11 protein-coding genes and 1 pseudogene are annotated in these 22,182 nt (G+C 36.9%); 7 read left to right on the top strand and 5 right to left on the bottom strand.

The genetic code is table 11. The annotated features are described in order from the left end of the window. Positions 1 to 10 precede the first annotated feature (10 nt). Entirely contained in the window at positions 11 to 1,543 is a 1,533-nt protein-coding gene (locus ACFIM8_RS00575) for a YifB family Mg chelatase-like AAA ATPase (protein WP_375606130.1), read from the bottom strand. Positions 1,544 to 1,952: 409 nt separating this feature from the next. Here ACFIM8_RS00575 and ACFIM8_RS00570 point away from each other — a divergent pair, with 409 nt between their 5' ends. From ACFIM8_RS00570 to ACFIM8_RS00560, 3 genes and pseudogenes are all read left to right on the top strand, one after another. Further along, on the top strand, positions 1,953 to 3,917 hold the full coding sequence (locus ACFIM8_RS00570) for an autotransporter assembly complex family protein (protein ID WP_375606131.1): 1,965 nt from the start codon (positions 1,953 to 1,955) through the stop codon (positions 3,915 to 3,917). Continuing rightward, positions 3,917 to 8,575 (top strand): translocation/assembly module TamB domain-containing protein, encoded by a 4,659-nt coding sequence (locus ACFIM8_RS00565; RefSeq protein ID WP_375614323.1) that lies wholly within the window; start codon positions 3,917 to 3,919, stop codon positions 8,573 to 8,575. The genes ACFIM8_RS00570 and ACFIM8_RS00565 overlap by 1 nt, the downstream gene beginning before the upstream one ends. A 429-nt stretch (positions 8,576 to 9,004) precedes the next feature. Further along, positions 9,005 to 9,271: pseudogene (locus ACFIM8_RS00560) on the top strand (Arm DNA-binding domain-containing protein); the annotation flags it as partial. 1,507 nt (positions 9,272 to 10,778) lie between these two features. On the opposite strand, the gene ACFIM8_RS00555 reads toward ACFIM8_RS00560, so the two are convergent. Then, positions 10,779 to 12,545, bottom strand: coding sequence for an ABC transporter ATP-binding protein (locus ACFIM8_RS00555; RefSeq protein WP_375614322.1), 1,767 nt, complete (start codon positions 12,543 to 12,545; stop codon positions 10,779 to 10,781). 600 nt (positions 12,546 to 13,145) lie between these two features. Continuing rightward, positions 13,146 to 13,664: a translation initiation factor IF-3 gene (infC, locus tag ACFIM8_RS00550; protein ID WP_026500140.1), complete on the bottom strand. Its 519-nt coding sequence runs from the start codon at positions 13,662 to 13,664 to the stop codon at positions 13,146 to 13,148. Positions 13,665 to 13,860: 196 nt separating this feature from the next. Between infC and ACFIM8_RS00545 the strand changes: the two genes are divergently transcribed. The 3 genes from ACFIM8_RS00545 to dapE all read left to right on the top strand — a co-directional run bounded on the left by ACFIM8_RS00545 (position 13,861) and on the right by dapE (position 16,824). After that, a complete protein-coding gene (locus ACFIM8_RS00545) occupies positions 13,861 to 14,640 on the top strand; it encodes an alpha/beta hydrolase (RefSeq protein ID WP_375606134.1) in 780 nt (259 codons plus the stop codon). 38 nt (positions 14,641 to 14,678) lie between these two features. Next, on the top strand, positions 14,679 to 15,425 hold the full coding sequence (locus ACFIM8_RS00540) for a M48 family metallopeptidase (protein ID WP_375614321.1): 747 nt from the start codon (positions 14,679 to 14,681) through the stop codon (positions 15,423 to 15,425). Positions 15,426 to 15,651: 226 nt separating this feature from the next. Beyond that, positions 15,652 to 16,824: a succinyl-diaminopimelate desuccinylase gene (gene dapE, locus ACFIM8_RS00535; protein ID WP_375606136.1), complete on the top strand. Its 1,173-nt coding sequence runs from the start codon at positions 15,652 to 15,654 to the stop codon at positions 16,822 to 16,824. A 1,854-nt stretch (positions 16,825 to 18,678) separates the two neighbouring features. Here the strand turns inward: dapE and hemW are convergent. Next, positions 18,679 to 19,878, bottom strand: coding sequence for a radical SAM family heme chaperone HemW (gene hemW, locus ACFIM8_RS00530; RefSeq protein WP_375606137.1), 1,200 nt, complete (start codon positions 19,876 to 19,878; stop codon positions 18,679 to 18,681). After that, positions 19,875 to 20,522 carry an RdgB/HAM1 family non-canonical purine NTP pyrophosphatase gene (gene rdgB / locus ACFIM8_RS00525; protein WP_375606138.1) on the bottom strand — a complete coding sequence of 216 codons (648 nt, stop codon included), beginning with the start codon at positions 20,520 to 20,522 and terminating at the stop codon, positions 19,875 to 19,877. Before rdgB ends, hemW begins: the two co-directional genes overlap by 4 nt. A 514-nt stretch (positions 20,523 to 21,036) precedes the next feature. Here rdgB and hrcA point away from each other — a divergent pair. Next, positions 21,037 to 22,107 carry a heat-inducible transcriptional repressor HrcA gene (gene hrcA, locus ACFIM8_RS00520; RefSeq protein ID WP_375606139.1) on the top strand — a complete coding sequence of 357 codons (1,071 nt, stop codon included), beginning with the start codon at positions 21,037 to 21,039 and terminating at the stop codon, positions 22,105 to 22,107. Positions 22,108 to 22,182: the final 75 nt, after the last annotated feature.

Here is a 22,182-nt window from a genome sequence, read left to right as displayed (position 1 = left end):
GAGTAGTTTTTTAGTTAAGGGCTGTTAATCTTTCTGCGCCTAGTCGATAGGAAATAGCTTCTGCGAGATGATAGCGTGAAAGAGTATCTGATCCGTCAAGATCAGCAATTGTGCGTGCAACTTTGAGAATACGATGATAAGCGCGTGCAGAGAGGTGCATTTTTTCACTCACATCTCGTAAGAGTATGGTCGCACTTTTATCAGGAATGGCAATCTGTTCTATAATTTTGGCAGGGCAATCGCCATTGGTACGAATATGATCAAACCCCATTGTTGAAAAACGTTTAGCTTGAATGGTACGGCACCGTGCGACGCGTTTGGCAACGTCGCAGCTTTTTTCTGATTGTTCTGGTTGCATAAGGTCCATAGCCGTCAAAGCAGGGACATCAATCCGTAAATCAATTCGGTCAAGCAGAGGACCAGAAATACGGGACTGATAATCGATTTGACAGCGTATCCCTTTAGGGCAAACATGGTCTTTTTCGCCTGCCATACCACAACGGCAAGGATTCATTGCGGCAATAAGTTGGAATCGAGCAGGATAGCTAATATGGTGATTAGCGCGGGCGATAACTGACTCCCCACTTTCTAAAGGTTGACGAAGAGAATCAAGAACCTGTGGAGAAAATTCAGGCAATTCATCAAGGAATAACACACCATTATGAGCAAGGGAGACCTCTCCCGGTCGTCCTTTAAGCCCTCCACCAATCATTGCGGCCATGGACGCAGAATGATGTGGGGAACGAAAGGGGCAATGAAGTGAAATGGTATTATGAACCGTTTCTCCTGTAATAGAAGCAATCAGAGAGACATCTAAAAGCTCACGGCTATCAAGAGGTGGCAAAATGGAAGGTAAGCGTTGCGCTAGCATAGATTTTCCAGCACCAGGGGGACCTACAAACAAAAGGTTATGGCGTCCAGCAGCACAAACTTCTAAGGCACGTTTGGCTGTTTTTTGTCCTTTGATTTCGCAAAGATCTGGAAGCTCAGTTTCGATAGTATATTGGCGCGGTTGTGGACGTTTTTGAATTTGGGTTCCTTTAAAATGGTTGACTATAGTGAGCAGAGTCTCTGGGGCAAGAATATTTATTTCTGCATTTGCCCATGCTGCCTCAGGTCCACATTGAAAAGGACAAATCAGTCCTTTATCGAGTGATAAAGCTGTCATGGCGGCTGGTAACACACCATGAACAGCGGTAAGTGAACCATCTAATGATAATTCTCCTAAAATGACATAGTCTTCTGCTACTTCAGGAGGGAGGATTTCCATAGCAAGCATTAAGCCTACGGCAATTGGCAAATCATAATGTGATCCCTCTTTAGGTAAATCAGCTGGTGCAAGATTAATCGTAATTCGTTTAGTAGGCATAGAAAGTCCACAAGCGTGGAGGGCTGCTTGTACACGTTCACGGCTTTCTGCAACTGCCTTATCAGCTAATCCAACAATAGCCATTCCTATTTTACCAGACGAAATCATAACCTGTACATCGACAGGGACTGCTTCTAGACCGCGAAAAGCAACAGTTGTAATACGTGCGATCATTTATTTATTTCCCCCCTTTAGACTTGGTAGAGACAATCATATCTATTTATAAAAATCAAGAAGCATCTCTATAGCTTTTTTTATAGAGAGAACTATATACGTGGGCAGTTTTTTAGCATTCCCATGGAAAGTCATTTGTACAAATTTAACCATGATGATATGGGACGCAATAAAACATTTATAATAAGCTAAATAAATATGTTAAGAAAAAAAAGAATGAGGCTGTTCGTGTTATACAACAGTGCAGAATTTTATGAAAATATAAGGGGAGGATAACGTTATGTATCGCAGAGTGTTATTTGATGTGATAAAACGTGTAAAATGTGCAAAGTAATTATATTTACCTTTCTTATTTTTATATTATTTAAAGCGTAGTAGATGCAAAGTGTATTATAAGGTATCTGATTTTATGGTATACCAGACAAGAATTTTGTTAAAATCAGGGACTATGCGCTGTGTATTTATAGGCTTGTGTTTTACTTTTTCTTTTCCACAGCCACTTGCTGCATTTGATTTTTTCGGCATCCCTCTTTTTGGTCAAAAGAAAACAAATTCTTCTTCACATTATGCTAAAAGTACAGAGAAATTTTATAAAGTTGATGTTGTTGCACCGCCAGGCGCACCATTAGAAGGTATAAAAATAGTTAAATCTGTTTCTTCTCTTGTTGCTGATAAAGAGAAAGCATCCGCCAGTTCTTCTGGTTTGCTCGCCAAGGCGCGTTCAGATTATCGAGCAATTCTTTCTGCTCTTTATGCTGATGGACGCTATGGTGGTATTATTAGTATTAAAATTAATGGCTTAGAAGTCGCTGATTTAAGTCCGGTAACTCAACTTCCAGCACGGTCCAATATTGTTATTACAATTAATGCTGGTCCACAATATGTTTTTAGTATTGCAAATATTGATAAAGTAGCTCCGTTTGAAAAACGTAAAGCGCATAAAATGCCCACAATTGAAGAATTGGGCTATAAAGTTGGGGCTATTGCTAAATCTGAAACTATTTTGAAAGCAGAAAAATGGGCGATAGAAGGATGGCGGCAACAAGGTTATGCTAAAGCTAAAATTATGAAGAGTGAGGTCGTGGCTGACCATGCTGCGTTGCGTGTTGAAGGACGGATTGTTGTTGCTCCTGGACAAAAGGCTTATTATGGTCCTTTAAGTGTGCGTAATATAAGTAAGAAACCACGTGTAGATTCAGCTTATATCGCGTGGATGACCGGATTGAAACCAGGGCAGATATACGATTCCGATGCGTTAGCTAAGGGAAATGAACGTCTTGCGCGCCTTGGTGTTTTTCGTGCTATCAATATACGTGAGGCTGATACTATTAATCTAGATGGACGTTTACCGCTTGCACTTGTTGTACAAGAACATAAACCGCGTCGTTTTGGTGTAGGCGGTAGCTATTCAACTTTAGACGGTGCCGGTTTTGAGACTTATTGGATGCATAACAATCTTTTTGGTCATGCAGAGACTCTTAAAATTGAAACAAAAATAACTGGTGTTGGTAGCAATAAAAAGCAATCATATAATTTTAAAAATTTTGATTATCTTTTCGGAGGCACATTTGTAAAGCCCGGTGTACTCACGCCAGATACAGATTTCAGGTCAGAATTAAAAATACAACAAGATGTTTTAGAAAATTATACGACAAAAGCCATCAAAGGAAAATTAGGTATTACGCATATTTTTAATGGTAATCTATCGGGACAGGCTGCTGTAGAAGTTTCAAATGGTTATTCACGTGATGTCTATTTTGGGAGCCGTAATTTTACAACAATCGGTTTCCCTAGCGGCTTGATTTACGATAGTCGTAATAATAAGTTTAATGCAACAAAAGGTTTATATGGTGAAGTTTTCATTGAGCCTTTTTATGAGATGCGTTTTAGCAACTTTGTTGCAAAAGTAACAGCAGAAGGTCGCTCTTATTGGGCGTTGGATGAAGGGGATCGTTTTGTTGTTGCTGCGCGGGCAAAGCTTGGTACAATTCTTGGGAATGATACAGCACAAGTACCCGCAAATACGCTTTTTTTTGCTGGTGGTGGGGGCTCTGTTCGTGGTTATGCTTACCGTAATATTGGTATCAAAACAGAAAATGATGGGGTCGTTGGTGGACGGGCGCTTATTGAGGGGTCAGCAGAATTGCGTGTTTCTTTAAATGATAAAATAGGGTTTGTCAGTTTTCTTGATGGAGGTTTAGTAGGGGAAAAGGCGAATTTTGATTTTTCTCAAAAAATTAAATGGGGAGCCGGTATAGGAGGTCGTTATATGACGGGTCTTGGTCCTTTACGCGTTGATTTAGCCTTTCCTTTAAAGAGAGAGAAGGGTGACCCTCGCATTGGTTTTTATGTGGGTATAGGGCAAGCATTTTAATGAAAAAAGGTGCACGTTTATCAGCTTTCTTCTTTGTATTTTTGTTTTTTGGGGTGGGTTGTTTTGTTTTTGCGCAAAGAGGAGACATTCTTCCCTCTAGCGAAATGAAAACAGATGATCGCTCATGGTTTGTTTCTTTAATTGAACGAAAGCTTTCAGCGCCTAATCGTCAAGTTCGTTTACACAATATGCAAGGGACACTGTCTTCTCAAACATCAATTGATACTATTACTGTCAGTGATAAAAAAGGGGTTTGGCTTAAAATTACCAATGCTAAAATGGATTGGAATCGTCTAGCGTTGCTGAGAGGGCGGATGGATATTAACCAGCTTTCGGCAGAACAGGTTACATTTTTACGCAAACCGCAAGGCAATTCTTCTTTTGTTTCTTCCCTTGAGACAGGTAAGTTCTCTTTACCAAAATTGCCGCTTGCTCTTTCTATCAATACACTTACAGCCCAACATGTGACATTTGAACAGAATCTTTTTGGTTTTTCTGCTGATATATCCTTAAAAGGCAATTTCACCTTGGCTAGTGGTAATTTTGATGTCGATATAGCAGCTCATCGTTTAGATGCACCGGGTTCTTTTTCTGTTCTCACCAAGATATCTGATAGTAATCGTACAGCTCAAATTGATATTTCTGCTAACGAACCACAAAATGGTATTTTGGCGAATATTTTTAACATTGAACAACGTCCAGCATTAAATCTCGTCATGAAAGGTGATGGTACTTTTGATGATTTGGTTATCAAACTTTCTTTAGAGTCTGATCATCATTCTATTGTAGATGGTAATGTTATTCTTGCAAGCGTTCCAGAAGGACAGAGTTTTTCTACGAAACTAGAGGGAACACTGAGCCCTTTAATACCTTCTCAATATCGTAGTCTCTTTGAATCTAATATAACATTAAAAGCAAAGGCAAGAAGAACAAAAGAAGGTGTGACACACCTTGATCAGATGGTTATTCAGAACAAAGCAATGAATGTTATAGCCAATGCTGAAATAACCGCCGATGGATTCTTGCGACGGCTTTTTGTTGATGGCAAAATGGCTCTTGATAACGAAAAGGAGTCTGTTCATTTATCTGTATCAGAAGTGCCAAAACCTGCGAATACTCTTGCTTTGAACATTGACTATGGTCGCGAAGGGCAACAATCTTGGAATGGGCGGTTGGTTGTAAGTCATTTAAGCAATAAAAATATTTATATTCGCGATGCAATTTTTGATATGGGAGGAGTAAGCGAAAATCTTGATAATGTAGCTTCTCGTCATGTTGGTGTTCAGGTTAAAGGGACGCTTCAAGGGGTTAAAAAGATTAAGGGAGCGTTAGTAGAAAATTTAAGCCAAGCGGTTCATGTGCATTTAGATACGGATATTGTTTCGAATAAACCAATTTTGATTCATGATCTGAGTGTTACGGCTCAGGGTTTTTCTTCTTGGTTAAAAGGGACAATGGAGAATTTTGTTTTTAAAGGCGATCTCGGTTTAAAAGCTCAAACATTAACTCCTTTGGAAGTGTTCAGTAAACAATCACTTTCTGGTAATGCAGATATTAAAGCCAAAGGAACGATCAGTTTATTGAGTGGCATTTTTGATCTCCAATTATCAGGAATGGCTGACGATATGAAAATAGGCATGCAGTCTTTTGATCGTTTATTCAAAGGAAATACTAGTCTTTCAGGTGGAGTTGCTCGAAATACAAAGGGCTTCATTTTACGTCATTGGAATTTGAAAAATCAATATACAAACATAAAGGCTAATGGTTATTTTTCAGATGAAAGCGCTAAAATGGACTTATCTGCTCAAATATCTGATTTGTCCAAATTAGACCCAAAGATAAGTGGTGCACTTACAATTCAAAGTACGGCGAGAGGGAGCAATAGCCATATAAAACTAAATACACGTGCTCATGTGGCTGAAGCACTCTTTGTGGGGAAGAAACTTCAAAACACAACGTTTAACATAGAGGCACTTATGGATAATACAGCACCGATTACTTCTTTAACAGGAGTTGTAAAAGGTGAAGGAACTTTTGCTAAGAAACCTTTGCATTTATCGGCCTCTTTTGAAGATTCTCATAAAATTCGAAAACTTGAAAATATCGATATTAGAGGGGGAAATGCAAAAATAACCGGTGGTCTTTCTCAACAACTTGGAGGTTTTTTGAAAGGAGCGCTGCATATTGATGCCGATGATATTTCCGTACTTTCAGCGTTATTTTTGCAGGATGGTAGTGGAAAAGTAAAAGGAGATTTTATTTTTGATGAACAAAATGGCAGACAAAAAACCAATGTGAAGGCGCATGTTAACCATTTGAATTTTTCCAAGAATAAAATAAAAAAATTGGCAATAGATGCTGATATATTCGATCCTTTTGGCATGACTCAGTTTGAAGGAGTTCTCAATGCAGAACATATTCAAACACCTTTGGTAATGGTCAATCGTTTAAATGCTCACGCTGATAGGAATAATGGACAAACGGTTTTTACTGTTCAGGCGATGTTGCATGATACTCTCAATGCACGGCTTTCTGGTCGTTTAATGGTTGAGGAACTTCCAGAAAGTATAAAACGAGAAGTGCAAATTGAAACTGTGGACTTAAAACAACATACTTTTCATGCAACATTGCTGAAGCCATCCATAATTGCTTTTGATAAAGATGGAATGACAATCAATGAATTAGGAATTGCAATAAATGGGGGCAACATCATCTTAGCAGGGAATATTCAAGATACCCTGAATTTACAACTTACAATGAATGCCCTTCCTGCTACTTTAGTCAATTTGTGGAAATCCGATCTTGGAGCAGCAGGGAGTGTAACAGGGCAGGTTATGATTCGTGGTCATTTAAAAAAACCTGATATAAATTACGATATAAAAGGTGAGGGACTGACAACCGTTGCTTTTCAAGATAAAAAAATTATGCCTTTTTCTCTTTCTGCTACGGGAAACACTGTAGATCAAAATCTTACTTTGAATGCAAATTTAACAGGAGAAGGAGTACAAGCACAAGCTCAGGGGCATATATCTCTAGAGAAAAATGCGCTTGATTTTCATATTAATTTGCAAAATTTATCTGCGCGTTTGGCGAATGGTTTTATTGCAGGACAAGCGCTTGATGGGACAGTGATAGGTAAAGTTGATATTGGTGGAACAATGAAGGATCCATCTGCTCATTTTGAGCTTTCTAGTCAAAATTTAACCGCTATGACGCCTAAAGGACCGATGTCAATCAATATAAATGCTCGTGGTTCTTATAAAAAATCGACATTTCATATTGAAAATATGATAGCTACTGGAGATAAAGGATTAGATCTTTCCATCCATGGGCCTGTATCTCTTAATGGTTCAGAGGCAAAATTAAACGTTAAAGGGATAATGCCTCTTGATTTTGTTAATCTCTTATTAGCCAAGCGTGGTGCACATATAACGGGTACAGCAAGAATTGATACAGCTCTTAATGGGGCATTATCAAAGCCACAATTGATAGGAAATATTTCTATAGGCGACGGTAGCTTTTTTGATTCACAAACAAATGTAGGATTGAATAATATAACAATTGAAGGCAAATTGAAAGGTGATCATATCCTTATAGAAAAAGCTTCAGCTTCTTCGTTTGAGGGGGGAGGAATTTCTGCTTCAGGTCGTATTTCTAATGGTCTAGAGACAGATTTGATATTTCATCTTGATAATGCCAATTATAATGATGGTTCTATGATTCTGGCAACATTATCAGGTGAGATGACAATGACAGGTCATTTTTTAAATGATCTTGTTCTTGGTGGTGATATCATCGTTGAAAAAGCTGAAGTTTTTGTTCCTGATCATTTTAAAAGTGCCAAGTTTCTTGATGTTAGAAATAAGAATTTAACTAAATCGATTCAAACAACACTTGAACGTGCTGATGTTAAGAACACGAACAAAAGCAAAAGCCGTATAGTTACACAAGAATCTTCATCTGTCGTGCTATCAAATATGCGTATTACTGCACGCAATCAATTTTTTGTACGCGGAAAAGGCTTAGATGCTGAACTGGGAGGACGCATTAATCTAGCAGGTCCATTGAATGATGTGCATCCAGTTGGTGAATTTAGAATGATTCGTGGACGTTTTGATATCCTGTCGCAACGTCTTAATTTCGATCAAGGACAAGCGAGTTTTAGTGGTAATCTTAATCCTACGATTTATTTTGTAACCAACAATAACAGTGGTGATATTCGCGTCACTGTAACTGTAAGTGGGACGGTTGATAATCTTGATATTAATTTTTCATCACAACCAAATTTGCCTCAGGATGAGATTTTGGCGCGTTTGATTTTTAATCGCTCTCTTAATGAATTATCACCATTTCAGATTGCTCAACTTGCAGCGGCAGCGGCTGATCTTGCAGGTGGTTCTAATACATCTTTGTTGAATACTTTACGAACTAAAATTGGACTTGATGATCTTGATGTTATCGTTAATGAGAAGGGTAATACAGGCTTACGTATTGGACGCTACATACACAATAATATTTATTTGGGCTTTGAAGCAGGGTCTGATGGAACAACGAAAGGGACAATTAATTTAGATATTTCGCGTCATCTCAAAGCTAAAGGTGCCATAGGAAATGAACAAAATTCTAGTATAGGTCTCTTTTATGAAAGAGATTATTAAAGATTGAATTTAAAAAAACAATTTCTTCGTTTTTTGTCTCTCATTTCTAAATCTGAGGAAGAAGACATAGACTAGAAATACTATAAAAGAAGAAGCTTTTTGTTGAGGCTTGAAGAGAACTATCTGAAATATTCGATTTATTCTCTAAAGGGACAAAATCTTCACGAAAGATAGTATGTTATTTTGCTGCTATATATTTATTTCAGAGAAATACCTTATCTTGTTTTCAAGCCCATGTGGTGCTGTTGCCTAAAGAATGTAGTGTGTGCAATATATTGATTTATAAAGATAATTTATCGTTATTCAACTTGAATTAGAACTATGCATATCATACGAATTTCTCTCGCGTTGAATCAATCAAAATCATTCGGCTTGCATGCTACAAGCTGGGAATCCTGTGTGGATAAAACTATTAAGAAATGACTAAAAATGCCTCTTATGAATCATCTCGAGAGCTAAGAGCTGTCGCAACATTAGGGGCTGGAAAATAGTGTAAATGGTGCCGGCTTGTTACTCCATAAGTGTAAAGATGGGGAGCTTAATGGATTTATCATTATACAATTCACGGATGTTATCGCGAAATGGGTTTGGGAAAGACTTTGAGAGAGGTTTCTTTAAAACAAGCAGGTGAATTTGCAACACAATGGCATTCTGTTTTTACGTGAAGGACATGATTCCATTAAAGAACGTGATAAATAAAAGCGTGAGGCAAGCGGAGAATTCATAAGATATTGATTTTATTGTCAAACGCATTTAAAGCAATACTTTTTAATAATAAAAATTACCTATTATTTTAGATTTTTGTTTATTGTATTTTTGAATGAGATCACTTTTCTTATAACAAATAGCCCTCCAAACAGAATACTCCAAAATATAACATTATTGTGTTGCAAGTTCACGTGCTTGTTTTAAAGAAAAATTTCTCAGTGTGCACTTGAGCCTATTTCATAAGATTGCTTGTGAAATGGTATAAAATCCATACTACCGTTATTAATAAAGGTATAAGTATTTATTAAAGATATAAGCCGGCATTATTATCTATTTTTTAGCTTGTCATGTTGACGATAACCTTTGCACTTGAAAGCATAGAGGTATTTTTATTGCTGATCTTAAGAGTTTTTATAAACACGCTAATGTCTCTTATGGCACACAACAAGTGCTTTGGATTGATTCATCCTCAATATAAAGAAGATTTGCAATAAGCAAATTACATCGTATTTTTTATTTGAGATGTAAAATAATAAATTATGATTATAAATAAGTGTTAAGATGTATGTTGACAGGTATTTTTGTAAAAATATTTATCAGAGTTATATGTCGTATTTTTCTATTTTAGCGATTAAAAGAAAGAGGAATGTCATTTTGCTTTTCATCTGTTTTTTTGCATATTGAATCATAGCCTTATATAAGCATTAACGTTGTGCATTTGTAAACTCTTCAAGCAGTTAAGGTATTAGAGGAATATCATTTTAGTTTCTAGATGTAGAAAAAACAGCAAAGCTTGCTTTAAAGCAAGCTACAACAGTAAAGAAATTTTGTAATAAAATCCTCTCTTATTTTTCAATGTTTTTCTTACACGGAGTGTATCTATAATTTGCAGCACAATTTATAATTGTTAGCTTATTCTATTGTACTATAAAAGACCGACATTTGAGGTGAGGTGATATAAGATATGTAATTTTGACACAGTATTCTGAAAACACGTGGTAAATATTTTAGGGTAAGCCTTGTATAAGTGAATCACATAAGTTGTTATCAAGCGGAATGAACTCAATAAAAATCTAGATTGTTACAGATCAGATTGGGTAGAATCTTTGTCCTTTAAAATGTGTAGAGAAAAAAATTATCAGTGCAGGGATAAACACGGATAAAGGTTGTATTAATCCAGATTCCTCCTCCGTAACAATTTTTTCAAATCTTGATGCTCTCTTTTTCAGGGATTCACAACACTTATGAATGTTTCAACACTTATTTGAGGAAGGGAAGGGGTTTTTGAAGTTTCGTGGTTAAAGTCAATTGCATTCAACAAAATAGCGAGTAAAGGTTTCATTTAAATCCAAGAAGTTTATTTTCAATAAACCATAAATTCTTTGCCAATTCTTGATTGAAGTAATGCTTTTTCTTGATAACAAGTCTTTTTTTATAAATGAAGCATTACCTTCTATCCATTTTTTATTTCAAATCTTATTTAAGGATCTAGAAATTAGGGGGTATGTTTTTTGAACTGGATATTATGAAGTTTTTTATAAAACCCATGTTCTTTTGCGAGCAATTCTTTTTGAGTACCTTGTTCAATTAGTTGTCCATTTTGTATGACCACAATTTTATGAGCACGGGCAATTGTTGAAAGGCGATGAGCAATGATAATCGTTGTGCGTCCTTTGGTAAGGTGATGAATAGCTTCATTAATTTGCGCTTCGGTGTGTGAATCGAGCGCACTCGTTGCTTCATCAAGAATCAGAATTTCACTATCGTGAATCATTGCTCTAGCGATAGAAAGTCGTTGTTTTTGCCCCCCTGAAAGATTACAGCCATTATCACCTATCTGTGTATCATAACCATTTGGCAAACGCATAATAAAGTCATGAGCATTTGCTGCTTTTGCTGCTTCGATAATTTCGTCATCACTAGCCCCTTCTTTTCCAAGTCCGATATTATATTTAACAGTTCCTTGAAAGAGAAAAGTATCCTGTCCTACATAGGCCATCAGGTTTCTCAGAGAGCGAAATGTTGTGTAGCGGATGTCTTGATCATTAATTAATATGCGTCCTTTTGTGGGATCATAGAGTCGCATAATAAGGTTAATAAAGGTAGACTTTCCCGAACCTGATGGTCCCACCAATGCTGTCATTTTTCCAGCTTCTATTTCTAGGTTTATGTCTTTCAATACCATTTTGTTCTCAGTGTATGCAAAAGAAACGTGTTCGAAGCGAATAGCTCCTTGCGTTTTATTCAGATCTTTAGCTTCTTTATGTTCTATAACTGTAAGAGGATGGTCGAGTATTTCAAACATCGTACGGATATTGACCAATCCAGATTCAATTTTAACACGTACATTTGCTAGTCTTTTTGCGGGTTCATAAGCTAAAAGTAAAGCAACAATAAAGGACATAAATTCACCTTGAACACCTGCGCGTTGGGTTGCAAGGTAACCGGAAAAACAGATAATACCAGCAATGGCAACACCTGTGAGCGTTTCCATAATCGGATTGGTAATAGCTTCGAGTGTTGCAATATTATTTGTTTGTTTTTCAACATCACAAATGGCTTTGTCCATTCTTTTCTTCATGACTTCTTCTAGTGAAAAAGCCTTAATGACTCGAATACCAACAGCAGTTTCCTGTACGATTTTTATAATTTCACCAAGTGAAAGGAGCTCTTTTTCCATAAGGCGGCGAACGCGTTTTAAAGCCATTCGAACGCCTAAAAAAGCTAGTGGTCCTAGGATTAAAGTAATGGCAACTAATATAAAGTTTTGAATAAACATGACAAGCAACAAACCACTAACGGAAAGCAAATCACGTACAAAAGTTGTGATAATAGTATCAATGATATTACGTACAGCTGTAGCATTGTGGGTTACGCGAACAAGAAGATCAGATGAAGTGTTATTATGATAAAAAGAAACTCCTTGTTCCATAAGTCGGGCAAAAATTTTGCGTTGTTGTTCAGCAATGATACTATTGCCTGCTTTGTTTAGAAAATAAGTTTGGGAAAAAGTTGCAACTCCTTTGAGAATAAAGATAAAAGCAATGATGCTAGAAATCAAAACGATCATAGGAAAATTTTGCGCATCAATAATCTGATTAACAACATCACGCATCATCCATGCACTAGTTGCAGTTGTACCAGAAATGATGATCATTGAGAAAATAGCTGCACTGTACCAACGCGCATGTTTGTGAAAATTTTCTCGCAAAAGACGGATAATAAGATGTTTATCAAAAGAGGAAATTTGTTTTTTGTCCATAAAGTGCTTCTATATTTTCTTGTTGTTTTATGCAAGATTGAAGCACTCTTAGATTAAAAAAATCCATAAATCTTTTGTACAAAAATAGCCTTTTCTTTCAAGGTTCATCCATCAATTTCACGACGGTGAGAGTGAAGAATATAGTGCAAGGTTTCTGTGAAAAGTATAACGAAAATTTGTTGTTTATTACTATCTTTAGTTAAATAAAAAGTACGGGCGAGTCTCATCATTATTATTTACTAATTTCCATATTGTAATAGCCTTTGGCACTTCAAATGGTTCACAAAAGGCATTTCTGCTTTTTTTAATAATTTTATGTATGCATTATCTCTGTTTGTGATGTGCAAGCAGAATTATTTTGTCGGATTCATATAGAAAGAACTTGAAATAATAAGACCTTACGATGTTTGAGCTTTTTCATTTAATATGCAAAATAACGAATTCTTTTTATAAATCAATCAAGCACTGTTAAACTGTTAAAAGGATTTATACACATTTATAAAACCTTAAAAGCACCACAAAAACTCTATGTGGTGCTTCTAAATAACACTATACACATCATTTTGATGAGTTGCATGCGAATATTATTCCAATGCAAAACTATTTAGGTGCTATCACCATCATCATTTGCCTGCCTTCAAGCTTTGGCTCCAATTCGATTTTGGCAATTTCACTTGTATCTTCTTTCACACGCTGAAGAAGCTTTAATCCAAGATCTTGGTGAGCCATCTCACGACCACGAAAACGCAAAGTAATCTTTACTTTATCACCATGATCAATAAAGCGATGAACAGCCTTGAGTTTGACTCCATAATCATGGACATCAACATTTGGGCGCATCTTAATCTCTTTGATTTCGATGACTTTTTGCTTTTTACGTGTTTCAGCAGCTTTTTTTTGGGTTTGATATTTTAATTTTCCCAAATCGATGATTTTACATACAGGTGGCTCCGCATTTGGTACAATTTCAACCAAATCAAGTCCCGCATCTGCAGCCATAGCAAGAGCTTCTTGTATCGCAACAACTCCCTGATGTTGTCCCTCATCATTGATAAGCTGAACATGAGGTACCCGAATATCCTGATTTGAACGTGGTCCGTCTTTTTGGGTAGGTGTCATTTTAAACGGTTTACGAATGGTTTATGCTCCTTAAATTTTGATTCAACTACAGTTAATTTAATATACAATTATGCACCTAAAAACAACAATAATTCGTATCTTTTTCATTATTTGATTTATTACTTTTTGGAATGATTTAGATTATAAAAGTTTTTCTCTTAATTTAAAGAAATTGTTTTATGGAGGATAAAGAATCATGGATCAAAATATTCCTTGTCAGTTTTTTTCGTTTGAGAACACCGCACTTGCGGTACGCTATCGCAAGGGGCGCCAATCTCCAGGTTTGGTTTGGCTTCCTGGCTATCAATCCGATATGTTGGGAAGTAAGGCAACGTTAGTTGATCAGTTTGCTCAGAAGAATGATTTGTCTTGTTTACGTTTTGATTATTCTGGACATGGAGAATCTGAAGGTGATTTTTTTCAAGGAACAATTTCGCGTTGGGTTAAGGAAAGTTTAGCGATTTTTGAAACCTATTGTGAGGGTCCACAAATTTTGATTGGTTCCTCTATGGGTGGGTGGATTGCGCTAAGGCTTGCTATGATGCTAGCACAGAAAAATAAGAAGCTTGCTGGCATGATATTGATTGCTCCAGCGCCTGATTTTACACAAACATTGGTGGAACCAAAATTAGGCCCAGAAGAATGGAAGGTTTTGGAAGAAAAAGGCTATATTGAACGACCTGCAGTTGATGATATAGAGCCAATGCCCTTTACAAAAACATTGATTGAAGATGGACGCGAAAATTGTGTTATGAAAGGATGCATTGATGTTGGGTGTCCTGTCCATATTCTACAAGGGATGGAAGATGAAGATATTCCCTATCATCATACATTGACTTTACTTGATCATTTACCTCTCCATGATGTAACATTGACACTTGTTCGTGATGCAGATCATCGCTTTTCTCGTCCACAAGATTTAGATTGCCTTGAAACAGTATTGAGATCTTTTATTAATCAGATTAATGCAAAATAAGGGGTATATTTATTTATTAATGATGAAGATAAAAATATATGAGCATTTCTAAACAGCATTTTATTTTTTCTGATCGCTCTGTACCTGTACGGGTGCGGGAAAATAAGTATGCGCGCCGTCTTACCTTACGTATCGATGCCAGAAATCAGGAGATTTGTGTAACAACACCACCAGCGATAAATCTCTATGCGGTTGAAAATTTTATTGAAAAACATCGGTCTTGGATTGAGGCACGTCTTGCTCGTGTACAAGTCTCTCCTGAAAATGCTTATCTCAAAGAGGGGGCGACAATACCTTTATTGGGCGTTTCTCATACCATAAAGCATAGAAAGGGACGTGGAGTAACAGAAATTGTTACAGCAGATGCGGAGCAAAGGCCTGAAATTATTGTTTATGGTCAATTAGAATATCTTCCAAGACGCATTGCTGACGTTTTAAAAAAACAAGCGGCGCTTATTATAACGCCTTTGGTGGCACTTTATGCTCATCAGGTAGAACGTAAAGTCAAATCCATTTGTTATAAAGATACGAGAAGTCGTTGGGGCTCTTGTTCAATCGATAAGCGTCTTTCTTTTTCTTGGCGCCTTATTATGGCACCAAAAGAAGTTGTTGAGTATGTTGTTGCCCATGAAGTTGCTCATCTTGTTGAAATGAATCACGGACCAAGATTTTGGGCTCTTTGTGAAGAGCTATGTCCTGATAGTAAAACATATCGAGCTTGGTTGAAAGAAAATGCTCCTAGACTGCATGCAATTAATTTTGATTCATATAAATTAGAGGCGTAAAAAACTTTCAAATGAAGGCAATATTTAACGGAACTTTTTGTTGAGTGTTTTGTTGAGTGTGTGCTTGCTCATGCATCATAATGAGGAAGCCATTGAAGCTCTCAGCACGATTGTTCTCCCCTGCTTGGTTTGCTGAGTGTCTTCAATGTTTTTGCTTTATCTTTTTTGTAATTCAGCGTAATAACTCTAAGTTCCGATGACTTATAAAAAAATGGGAAGGGACCTTATGTCTGTTCTTACAGATCCACTTCAGCTATTACAGGCACTTATTCGTTGTCCTTCTGTTACACCTCATGAAGCAGGGGCTTTATCAACTTTGGAACAATTTTTGAAAAAAATGGGATTTCACGTCGATCGCCCTATTTTTACGGATAAAAATACAGATAATGTTGAAAATCTTTATGCAAAAATGGGAAGTGAAGGACCCCATCTTATGTTTGCGGGTCATACGGATGTCGTACCGCCAGGCGCATTGGAAGATTGGACTTATCCACCTTTTGAAGCTGTTATAGATCAGGGGAAATTATATGGGCGGGGTGCTGTTGATATGAAGGGTGGTATCGCTTGTTTTATTGCGGCTCTAGCGCGAGTTCTTGAGAAACAGTCCATTAAAGGAAGGGTAAGCCTTTTAATTACAGGTGATGAAGAAGGACCTGCCGTTAATGGTACGGTAAAACTTCTCAAATGGGCAGAAAAAAAAGGCGAAAAATGGACTGCGGCTCTTGTGGGAGAACCAACAAGTGTAAAGACTGTTGGTGATATTATCAAAATTGGTCGTCGCGGATCGATTTCTGGTATCATTATCGTGAAAGGTCGCCAAGGCCATGTTGCTTTTCCAGAACGGGCTGCCAATCCCTTGCCTTTGGCAAGTAAGCTGATTCAAGTATTGACACAAACAGCTTTAGATAAAGGGACAGAGAATTTTCAACCGAGTAATTTAGAACTAACAACCATCGATACCGGTAACTTAGCAGTCAATGTTATTCCAGCGCAGACAACGGTTCGTTTTAATATACGCTACAATGATCTTTGGACAAAAGAAACACTGATGGAGGAAATTGAAAAGCGCCTTGCTTTGGTGCAAGCAAAAAACAATAGTGATCAATATCCCTCTTATCAGCTTGAATGGATTCCAAGTTTAGGGGATGTTTTTTTGACTAAAAATGATAAACTCATTCAAACTGTATCTAATGCGATTAAATGTGTAACAGGGAGTATACCAGAATGTTCTACTTCTGGTGGTACTTCAGATGCGCGATTTATTAAGGACTATTGCCCAGTGGTTGAGTTTGGCTTACCAGGGCAAACGATGCATATGGTAGATGAGTGTGTATCTCTTGAAGCCGTGGAAACGCTCACTGCTATTTATGAGCGTTTTATTGTTGATTTTTTTGCATAAAGAAATAATTGTTGGTTCAAAAATACCTTTGTCTTGTTGTGCCATAAGATAAGGTGTGGTGATACGAGACTCGTAAAACTTAATATATTAAGTAGTCTTAGAGTAAGTGATGAATATTCTTAAGTTGGGATTCTTGCCTGTAGAGTCTTTAGTTAAGTGAATTACATAATTGAAAAGCCAAAAGAGACCTGTTTGAAGAAGCAGAACTGTTTAGACCATATTGGATTGAAAATATTCGTTCTTTAAAGTGTAGAAAGTAAGTCACACGCAATCATATATGGAAAACAATGAATATTATATCATCATTGTGTGATGACAGATTGGAGCCATAAAGACACACAAAAACATGCTGCTATTGTAAAAAGTTCGTACAACGTAAATGCATTCATTCATACCACATGTCTTATATGATTTCTGCATGTTCATAAAATGCTTTCCTTGTTTCAATGAACTTCTTTTAAAATAAAGCCTATAGAAATACGCTTCAAGTTTATTTTATCCATATATTTTGCCATACTCTTTGTTACTCCAAAGAACCTTTATTGTAGAAAAAATCATTATGAGATAGAAAGTAAGCTTATCCAATCAGCTTTAATATTTTTTATGATAAAGATATATAGAAATTCTTCTGTAGCATCACATTGACTTTTTTAGTCAAGGATTGTCCTATATTATTATTTTCAATTAGTTATAAAATAACCTTAAAGGACGTGTATAGATAGCCATAAGCATGTACACATACAAGTAAGGTGATATGCAACGAATACCATTTTGCTCGCCAACGAAGCAATGCCGATTCATATTTAGTATATTTGTGATTTTATAGCATTGTATGTTTAATAAAATTCGTGATTTTGCTGTTACCTTATAAATCAATACCCAGCACACAACGGCATGTCTCAAATATTGGTTCACAATTTTCTTTGTTACAACAGTTTTTATATGTCAGGGTGAGATAAAATGTTGCATGTATATCTGTTTTTGTAATCTCTTAAGATACATCACATTGATTTATAAGAATAATTCATTGTTTTGCATGTTGGATAAGAGCCCTAATATTCGAGGATTCTCTCATTTCAAACCTGTTTATCTTAAATCAAGAGAAATCATTTGCTTGCACATAACAAGTGGGGATGAGTGTGTGGGTAAAAACTATAGAATAAAGGAATACAAATGTCTCTTATGAACCGTCTCAAGTGCCAAGGGCCGTCGCAACACCCACGAGCTGGTAAAGTTATGTGCTGGTGCTCGGCTTTGCTTCTTCACAAGCAGACATAGAGTCTCATTGAGGGAGGATATAAAAGCATAAAGGTAAAAATAAATGTACCTTTTTACTATCCTTTTTCATGCGATTTTACAGTTTTCAAAAGAATCTAGAGTAAATAATAGAGATTGTTTCATGCTTATGTCTTTGGTTCTTTAATAGTGCCACGATCTCATAAAGAACAAAAATCATCGTGTTATATATTCATGTGCTTGTTTTAAAGAAATATCTCTCAGTTTTTATCATATTCATGCTACAATGGTTCTTATGAATATGTAATATAGAGTTTTCCATGAAGTGTATAAAGTCTATAGTATTGCATCATCTTTGCGCTTATGAAAAAAGCTAGACCACTATACACTTTCCAGCTCAAAATATTGCGATAGCTTTCATTTGAGAGTGTTCATAAAAGGTATTGCCTCTTTTTTATAGTTTTTATCCACATTCCCTATTTTTAAGGTGTAAGCGAATGGTTGTAATTAATTGACTATAAACAGATTTAAAATAAGGGAATCTTACAATATTTTAGTCTCGCTTTTGCTATGAAAAATGATAATTATGATTAAAATAAGTATGTTGTTATAAAAACTTTAGTTTGCGAGTTGGCTGATGATGTGATCAAGAACAATACGTCCTTTGGTTGTTGCTTTTAAGCGTTGGTTATCCACCATTTCTATCAATTCTTGGTGTTGTAAATCGATCAGTTTTTCCATTGGGATACGTTTAGGGCTTAAGGTTTCATAGCGTATAAGTTCTAAGCCTTCGCAAAGGCGTAATCCCATAAGGAGCATTTCATTTGCCTGTTGTTCAGTGGTTAAATGTTCCGTTTCAATACAGCCATGTCCTGTTGTTTCTACCAAATTAAGCCACTGTTCGGGATGTTTTTCATTTATTGTGACATAACGTTCACGGTTTTTAAGGTGTGATAATGATGTTTTTGAACAGAAAGAGGAATGATTCGGTGTGTGCTCAATGAAACGTCCATGTGCTCCTGGACCAAAGCCTGCATATTGGTGATAACGCCAATAAAGAAGATTGTGTGCTGATTCGGCACCGGGCATTGCATGGTTTGAGATTTCATAGGCAGGAAGTCCATGCAGTGCGGTTATTTCTTGAGTAAGATGGTACAGATCTGCTGCTAGCTCTGATGGGGGAAGGATAAGTCTTCCTGCATCATGAAGCCGTTTAAAGGCAGTTCCTTCTTCGATTGTCAATTGATAAAGAGAAAGATGGTCTGCTGCTAAATCAATTGCTTGTACAAGTTCAGATTTCCATTCTTCAAGAGTTTGTTCAGGGCGGGCATAAATGAGATCAAAGGATAAACGTGGAAAAATTTGTCGCGCTAAAGTAATGGCACAAAGAGCTTGTTCCACATTATGGAGTCGGCCAAGTTTGCGCAATGCTTTATCATTGAGCGCTTGTATTCCTAGAGATAAGCGATTAACACCTGCCGTACGGTATCCACGAAAGCGCTCTGCTTCCACACTGGATGGATTAGCTTCTAATGTAATTTCAACTTTATCATCGACTACCCATTTTTTTGCAAGTGCTTGCAATAGGGCATCGACAGTTTGCGGCTCCATAAGAGAAGGGGTTCCTCCACCAATAAAAATACTTGTAATATGGCGTGGGCCTATTTTGTGGTATTGCGTTTCTATTTCGCGCTTAAAGGCGGTGACAAAACGTGGTTGATCAACACCATGGATGCGAACATGCGAATTAAAGTCACAATAAGGACATTTAGCTGCACAAAAGGGCCAATGAATGTAAATGCCAAAAGGTTCATTCATGAGAATGCTAAAAGGTTTTCTGCCAAAAGTTTGAAAGCACGTGCGCGATGTGAAAGAGGGGGAATATCATTACATTTCCAGTTGTGTTTTTGCTCTGTTGACATTTCTCCAAAGGTATTTTCATATCCATCGGGTAAAAAAATAGGATCAAAACCAAAGCCTTTGTCTCCCCGTGGAGGCCAAATGAACGTTCCTTCAACGCATCCGCGGAAGTAATCTGCATGAGCATCAGGCCATGCAATGCAAATGACGGATATAAAACGGCATTTCCGTTGGTTTTTTTCTCGTGCTCCGACTTTTTGGAGTTCATTTTCTATTTTTTTCATAGCTTTTGGAAAATTACGTGTACCATCGGCTTGAATTGCCCAATCAGCGGTATAAACGCCTGGCGCACCCTCCAATGCATCTACCTCTAATCCTGAATCATCAGAGAGGGCAGGAAGTCCTGTCTTTTTTGCTGCTGAAAAAGCTTTAATATAAGCATTTTCTTCAAATGTTTTTCCTGTTTCTTTTGGTTCTGGCAAGCCCAGTTCTTTTGCCGATTGTATTATTAAACCGAAAGGCGTAATTAAAGTAGTGATTTCATGCAATTTTCCGGTGTTATGTGTAGCAATGACAAGTTTTTTATCTGCTATGCTTCTCATATAGATTTCTCCAAAAATGAAAGGGGAATTATTTTTGTGCTAAAAACCGGCTTAAATGCTCATACACACACATTCTGCTTGATTTTACATGATATGATTATTTTACATGTTTTATGATATTTTGTTCCAATAAAATTTTTTATCTTGTACGAAGATAACCTTGCAAAGATAGGAAAGACATGTCTTTTTTATGATAGCATTTTTATGGTAAATTTCCAATTTTCTGCTTGCTCTAAAGGGTAAAATTTTCTACTTACAGCGGTTTTTAATCAATCTAGATTCTTTTGACAAGTCCCTACAGCAGACCACTTTACAGATCAACTCTTATCTTAAATATTTCTCACACACTCTAACAAAAAATATTTCCTGCGTAATTTATCAAGCATCACTCTGAAAGGTAGCATTTTACAGCTCAATAGGATAATATGTTTTTATACTACTTTAGACTATTTGACCAAACCTTGGCAAAACTTATATAAGAGATGAGGATTTTAAAAATAGTGAAACAATTGTGATGAAACACAAAACTATTGGTAATGAACTAAAATATCTTGATGAGCGTTCGCGTGATATTTTTCGCCATATTGTTGAAGCTTATCTTAATGATGGGGAACCTGTAGGGTCACGTAATCTTTCGCGGCTTTTGCAACAGACATTATCACCTGCAACGATTCGTAACGTGATGAGTGATCTTGAACATCTCGGTTTGATTTATGCACCACATGTTTCTGCGGGTCGAATGCCAACACAATCAGGTTTACGCTTTTTTGTTGATGCATTTATGGAAGCGGGTGATTTGCCAAACGAAGAGCGAGAAAATATTGAAATGCAAGTCAAAGAGGCTGGTCATGCACAATCGGTTGAACATTTTCTTGTTCAAGCAAGCCGAGTTCTTTCAGATCTATCACGTGGGGCAGGGCTTGTTTTAGCAACGAAACAAGAAGGAACATTGAAACATATTGAATTTGTGCGCCTTGATAGGGAGAACGCTCTTGCCGTTTTGGTGACTCAACAAGGTGAAGTTGAAAATCGTATTGTTCATTTACCAGAAGGGGTTACTCATGCACAATTGACGGAAGCAACGAATTTTCTCAATGCCCATATCCAAGGGCGCACACTAAGTGAAGCTAAAGGGGAAATTGCCCGCTTATGTGCAGAAACACGGGCTGCACTTGATGATTTATCGCATCATCTTGTTGAAACGGGATTAGCTCTTTGGGGAGGAGAAGATGCTGATCATAAAATACACCTCATTGTTCGCGGGCGTAGCAATTTGCTTGAAGATGTAAAAGCAGAAGAAGATTTAGAACGGTTGCGCCATTTGTTTGATGATCTTGAAACGCGTGAGAGTATGGCACAGCTTCTCGATTTAACGGATGAAGGTTCTGGGGTTAGAATTTTTATTGGTTCAGAAAATAAGTTATTTTCACTTTCTGGTTCTTCTTTAGTTGTAGCACCTTATCGTGATTCACAACAAAGAGTCATTGGTGCTTTAGGTGTTATTGGTCCTACACGGCTTAATTATGCAAGGATCGTGCCCATGGTTGATTATACAGCTCAACTTGTGTCACAGTTATTGCGTTAAAACGGTGCAAGTAAGTATTTGTACTATAAAAGCTCATTGTATTATATACATCGATACCCCTTGATTTTTGTCTGT

Origin of the sequence: Bartonella sp. AC535YNZD, from assembly GCF_042196625.1 — a bacterium.
Taxonomy (GTDB): domain Bacteria; phylum Pseudomonadota; class Alphaproteobacteria; order Rhizobiales; family Rhizobiaceae; genus Bartonella.
The sequence above is the reverse complement of the archived record's forward strand: the minus strand, read 5'-3'. Positions and strand labels throughout refer to the sequence as shown.

Excerpts from the sequence above, each read along its gene's own strand:
- ACFIM8_RS00555 (WP_375614322.1), bottom strand. The coding sequence starts at position 12,545 with ATGGACAAAAAACAAATTTCCTCTTTTGATAAACATCTTATTATCCGT.
- ACFIM8_RS00565 (WP_375614323.1), top strand. The coding sequence starts at position 3,917 with ATGAAAAAAGGTGCACGTTTATCAGCTTTCTTCTTTGTATTTTTGTTT.
- ACFIM8_RS00545 (WP_375606134.1), top strand. The coding sequence starts at position 13,861 with ATGGATCAAAATATTCCTTGTCAGTTTTTTTCGTTTGAGAACACCGCA.
- ACFIM8_RS00540 (WP_375614321.1), top strand. The coding sequence starts at position 14,679 with ATGAGCATTTCTAAACAGCATTTTATTTTTTCTGATCGCTCTGTACCT.
- hrcA (WP_375606139.1), top strand. The coding sequence starts at position 21,037 with ATGAAACACAAAACTATTGGTAATGAACTAAAATATCTTGATGAGCGT.
- hemW (WP_375606137.1), bottom strand. The coding sequence starts at position 19,878 with ATGAATGAACCTTTTGGCATTTACATTCATTGGCCCTTTTGTGCAGCT.
- rdgB (WP_375606138.1), bottom strand. The coding sequence starts at position 20,522 with ATGAGAAGCATAGCAGATAAAAAACTTGTCATTGCTACACATAACACC.
- ACFIM8_RS00575 (WP_375606130.1), bottom strand. The coding sequence starts at position 1,543 with ATGATCGCACGTATTACAACTGTTGCTTTTCGCGGTCTAGAAGCAGTC.
- ACFIM8_RS00570 (WP_375606131.1), top strand. The coding sequence starts at position 1,953 with ATGGTATACCAGACAAGAATTTTGTTAAAATCAGGGACTATGCGCTGT.
- infC (WP_026500140.1), bottom strand. The coding sequence starts at position 13,664 with ATGACACCTACCCAAAAAGACGGACCACGTTCAAATCAGGATATTCGG.
- dapE (WP_375606136.1), top strand. The coding sequence starts at position 15,652 with ATGTCTGTTCTTACAGATCCACTTCAGCTATTACAGGCACTTATTCGT.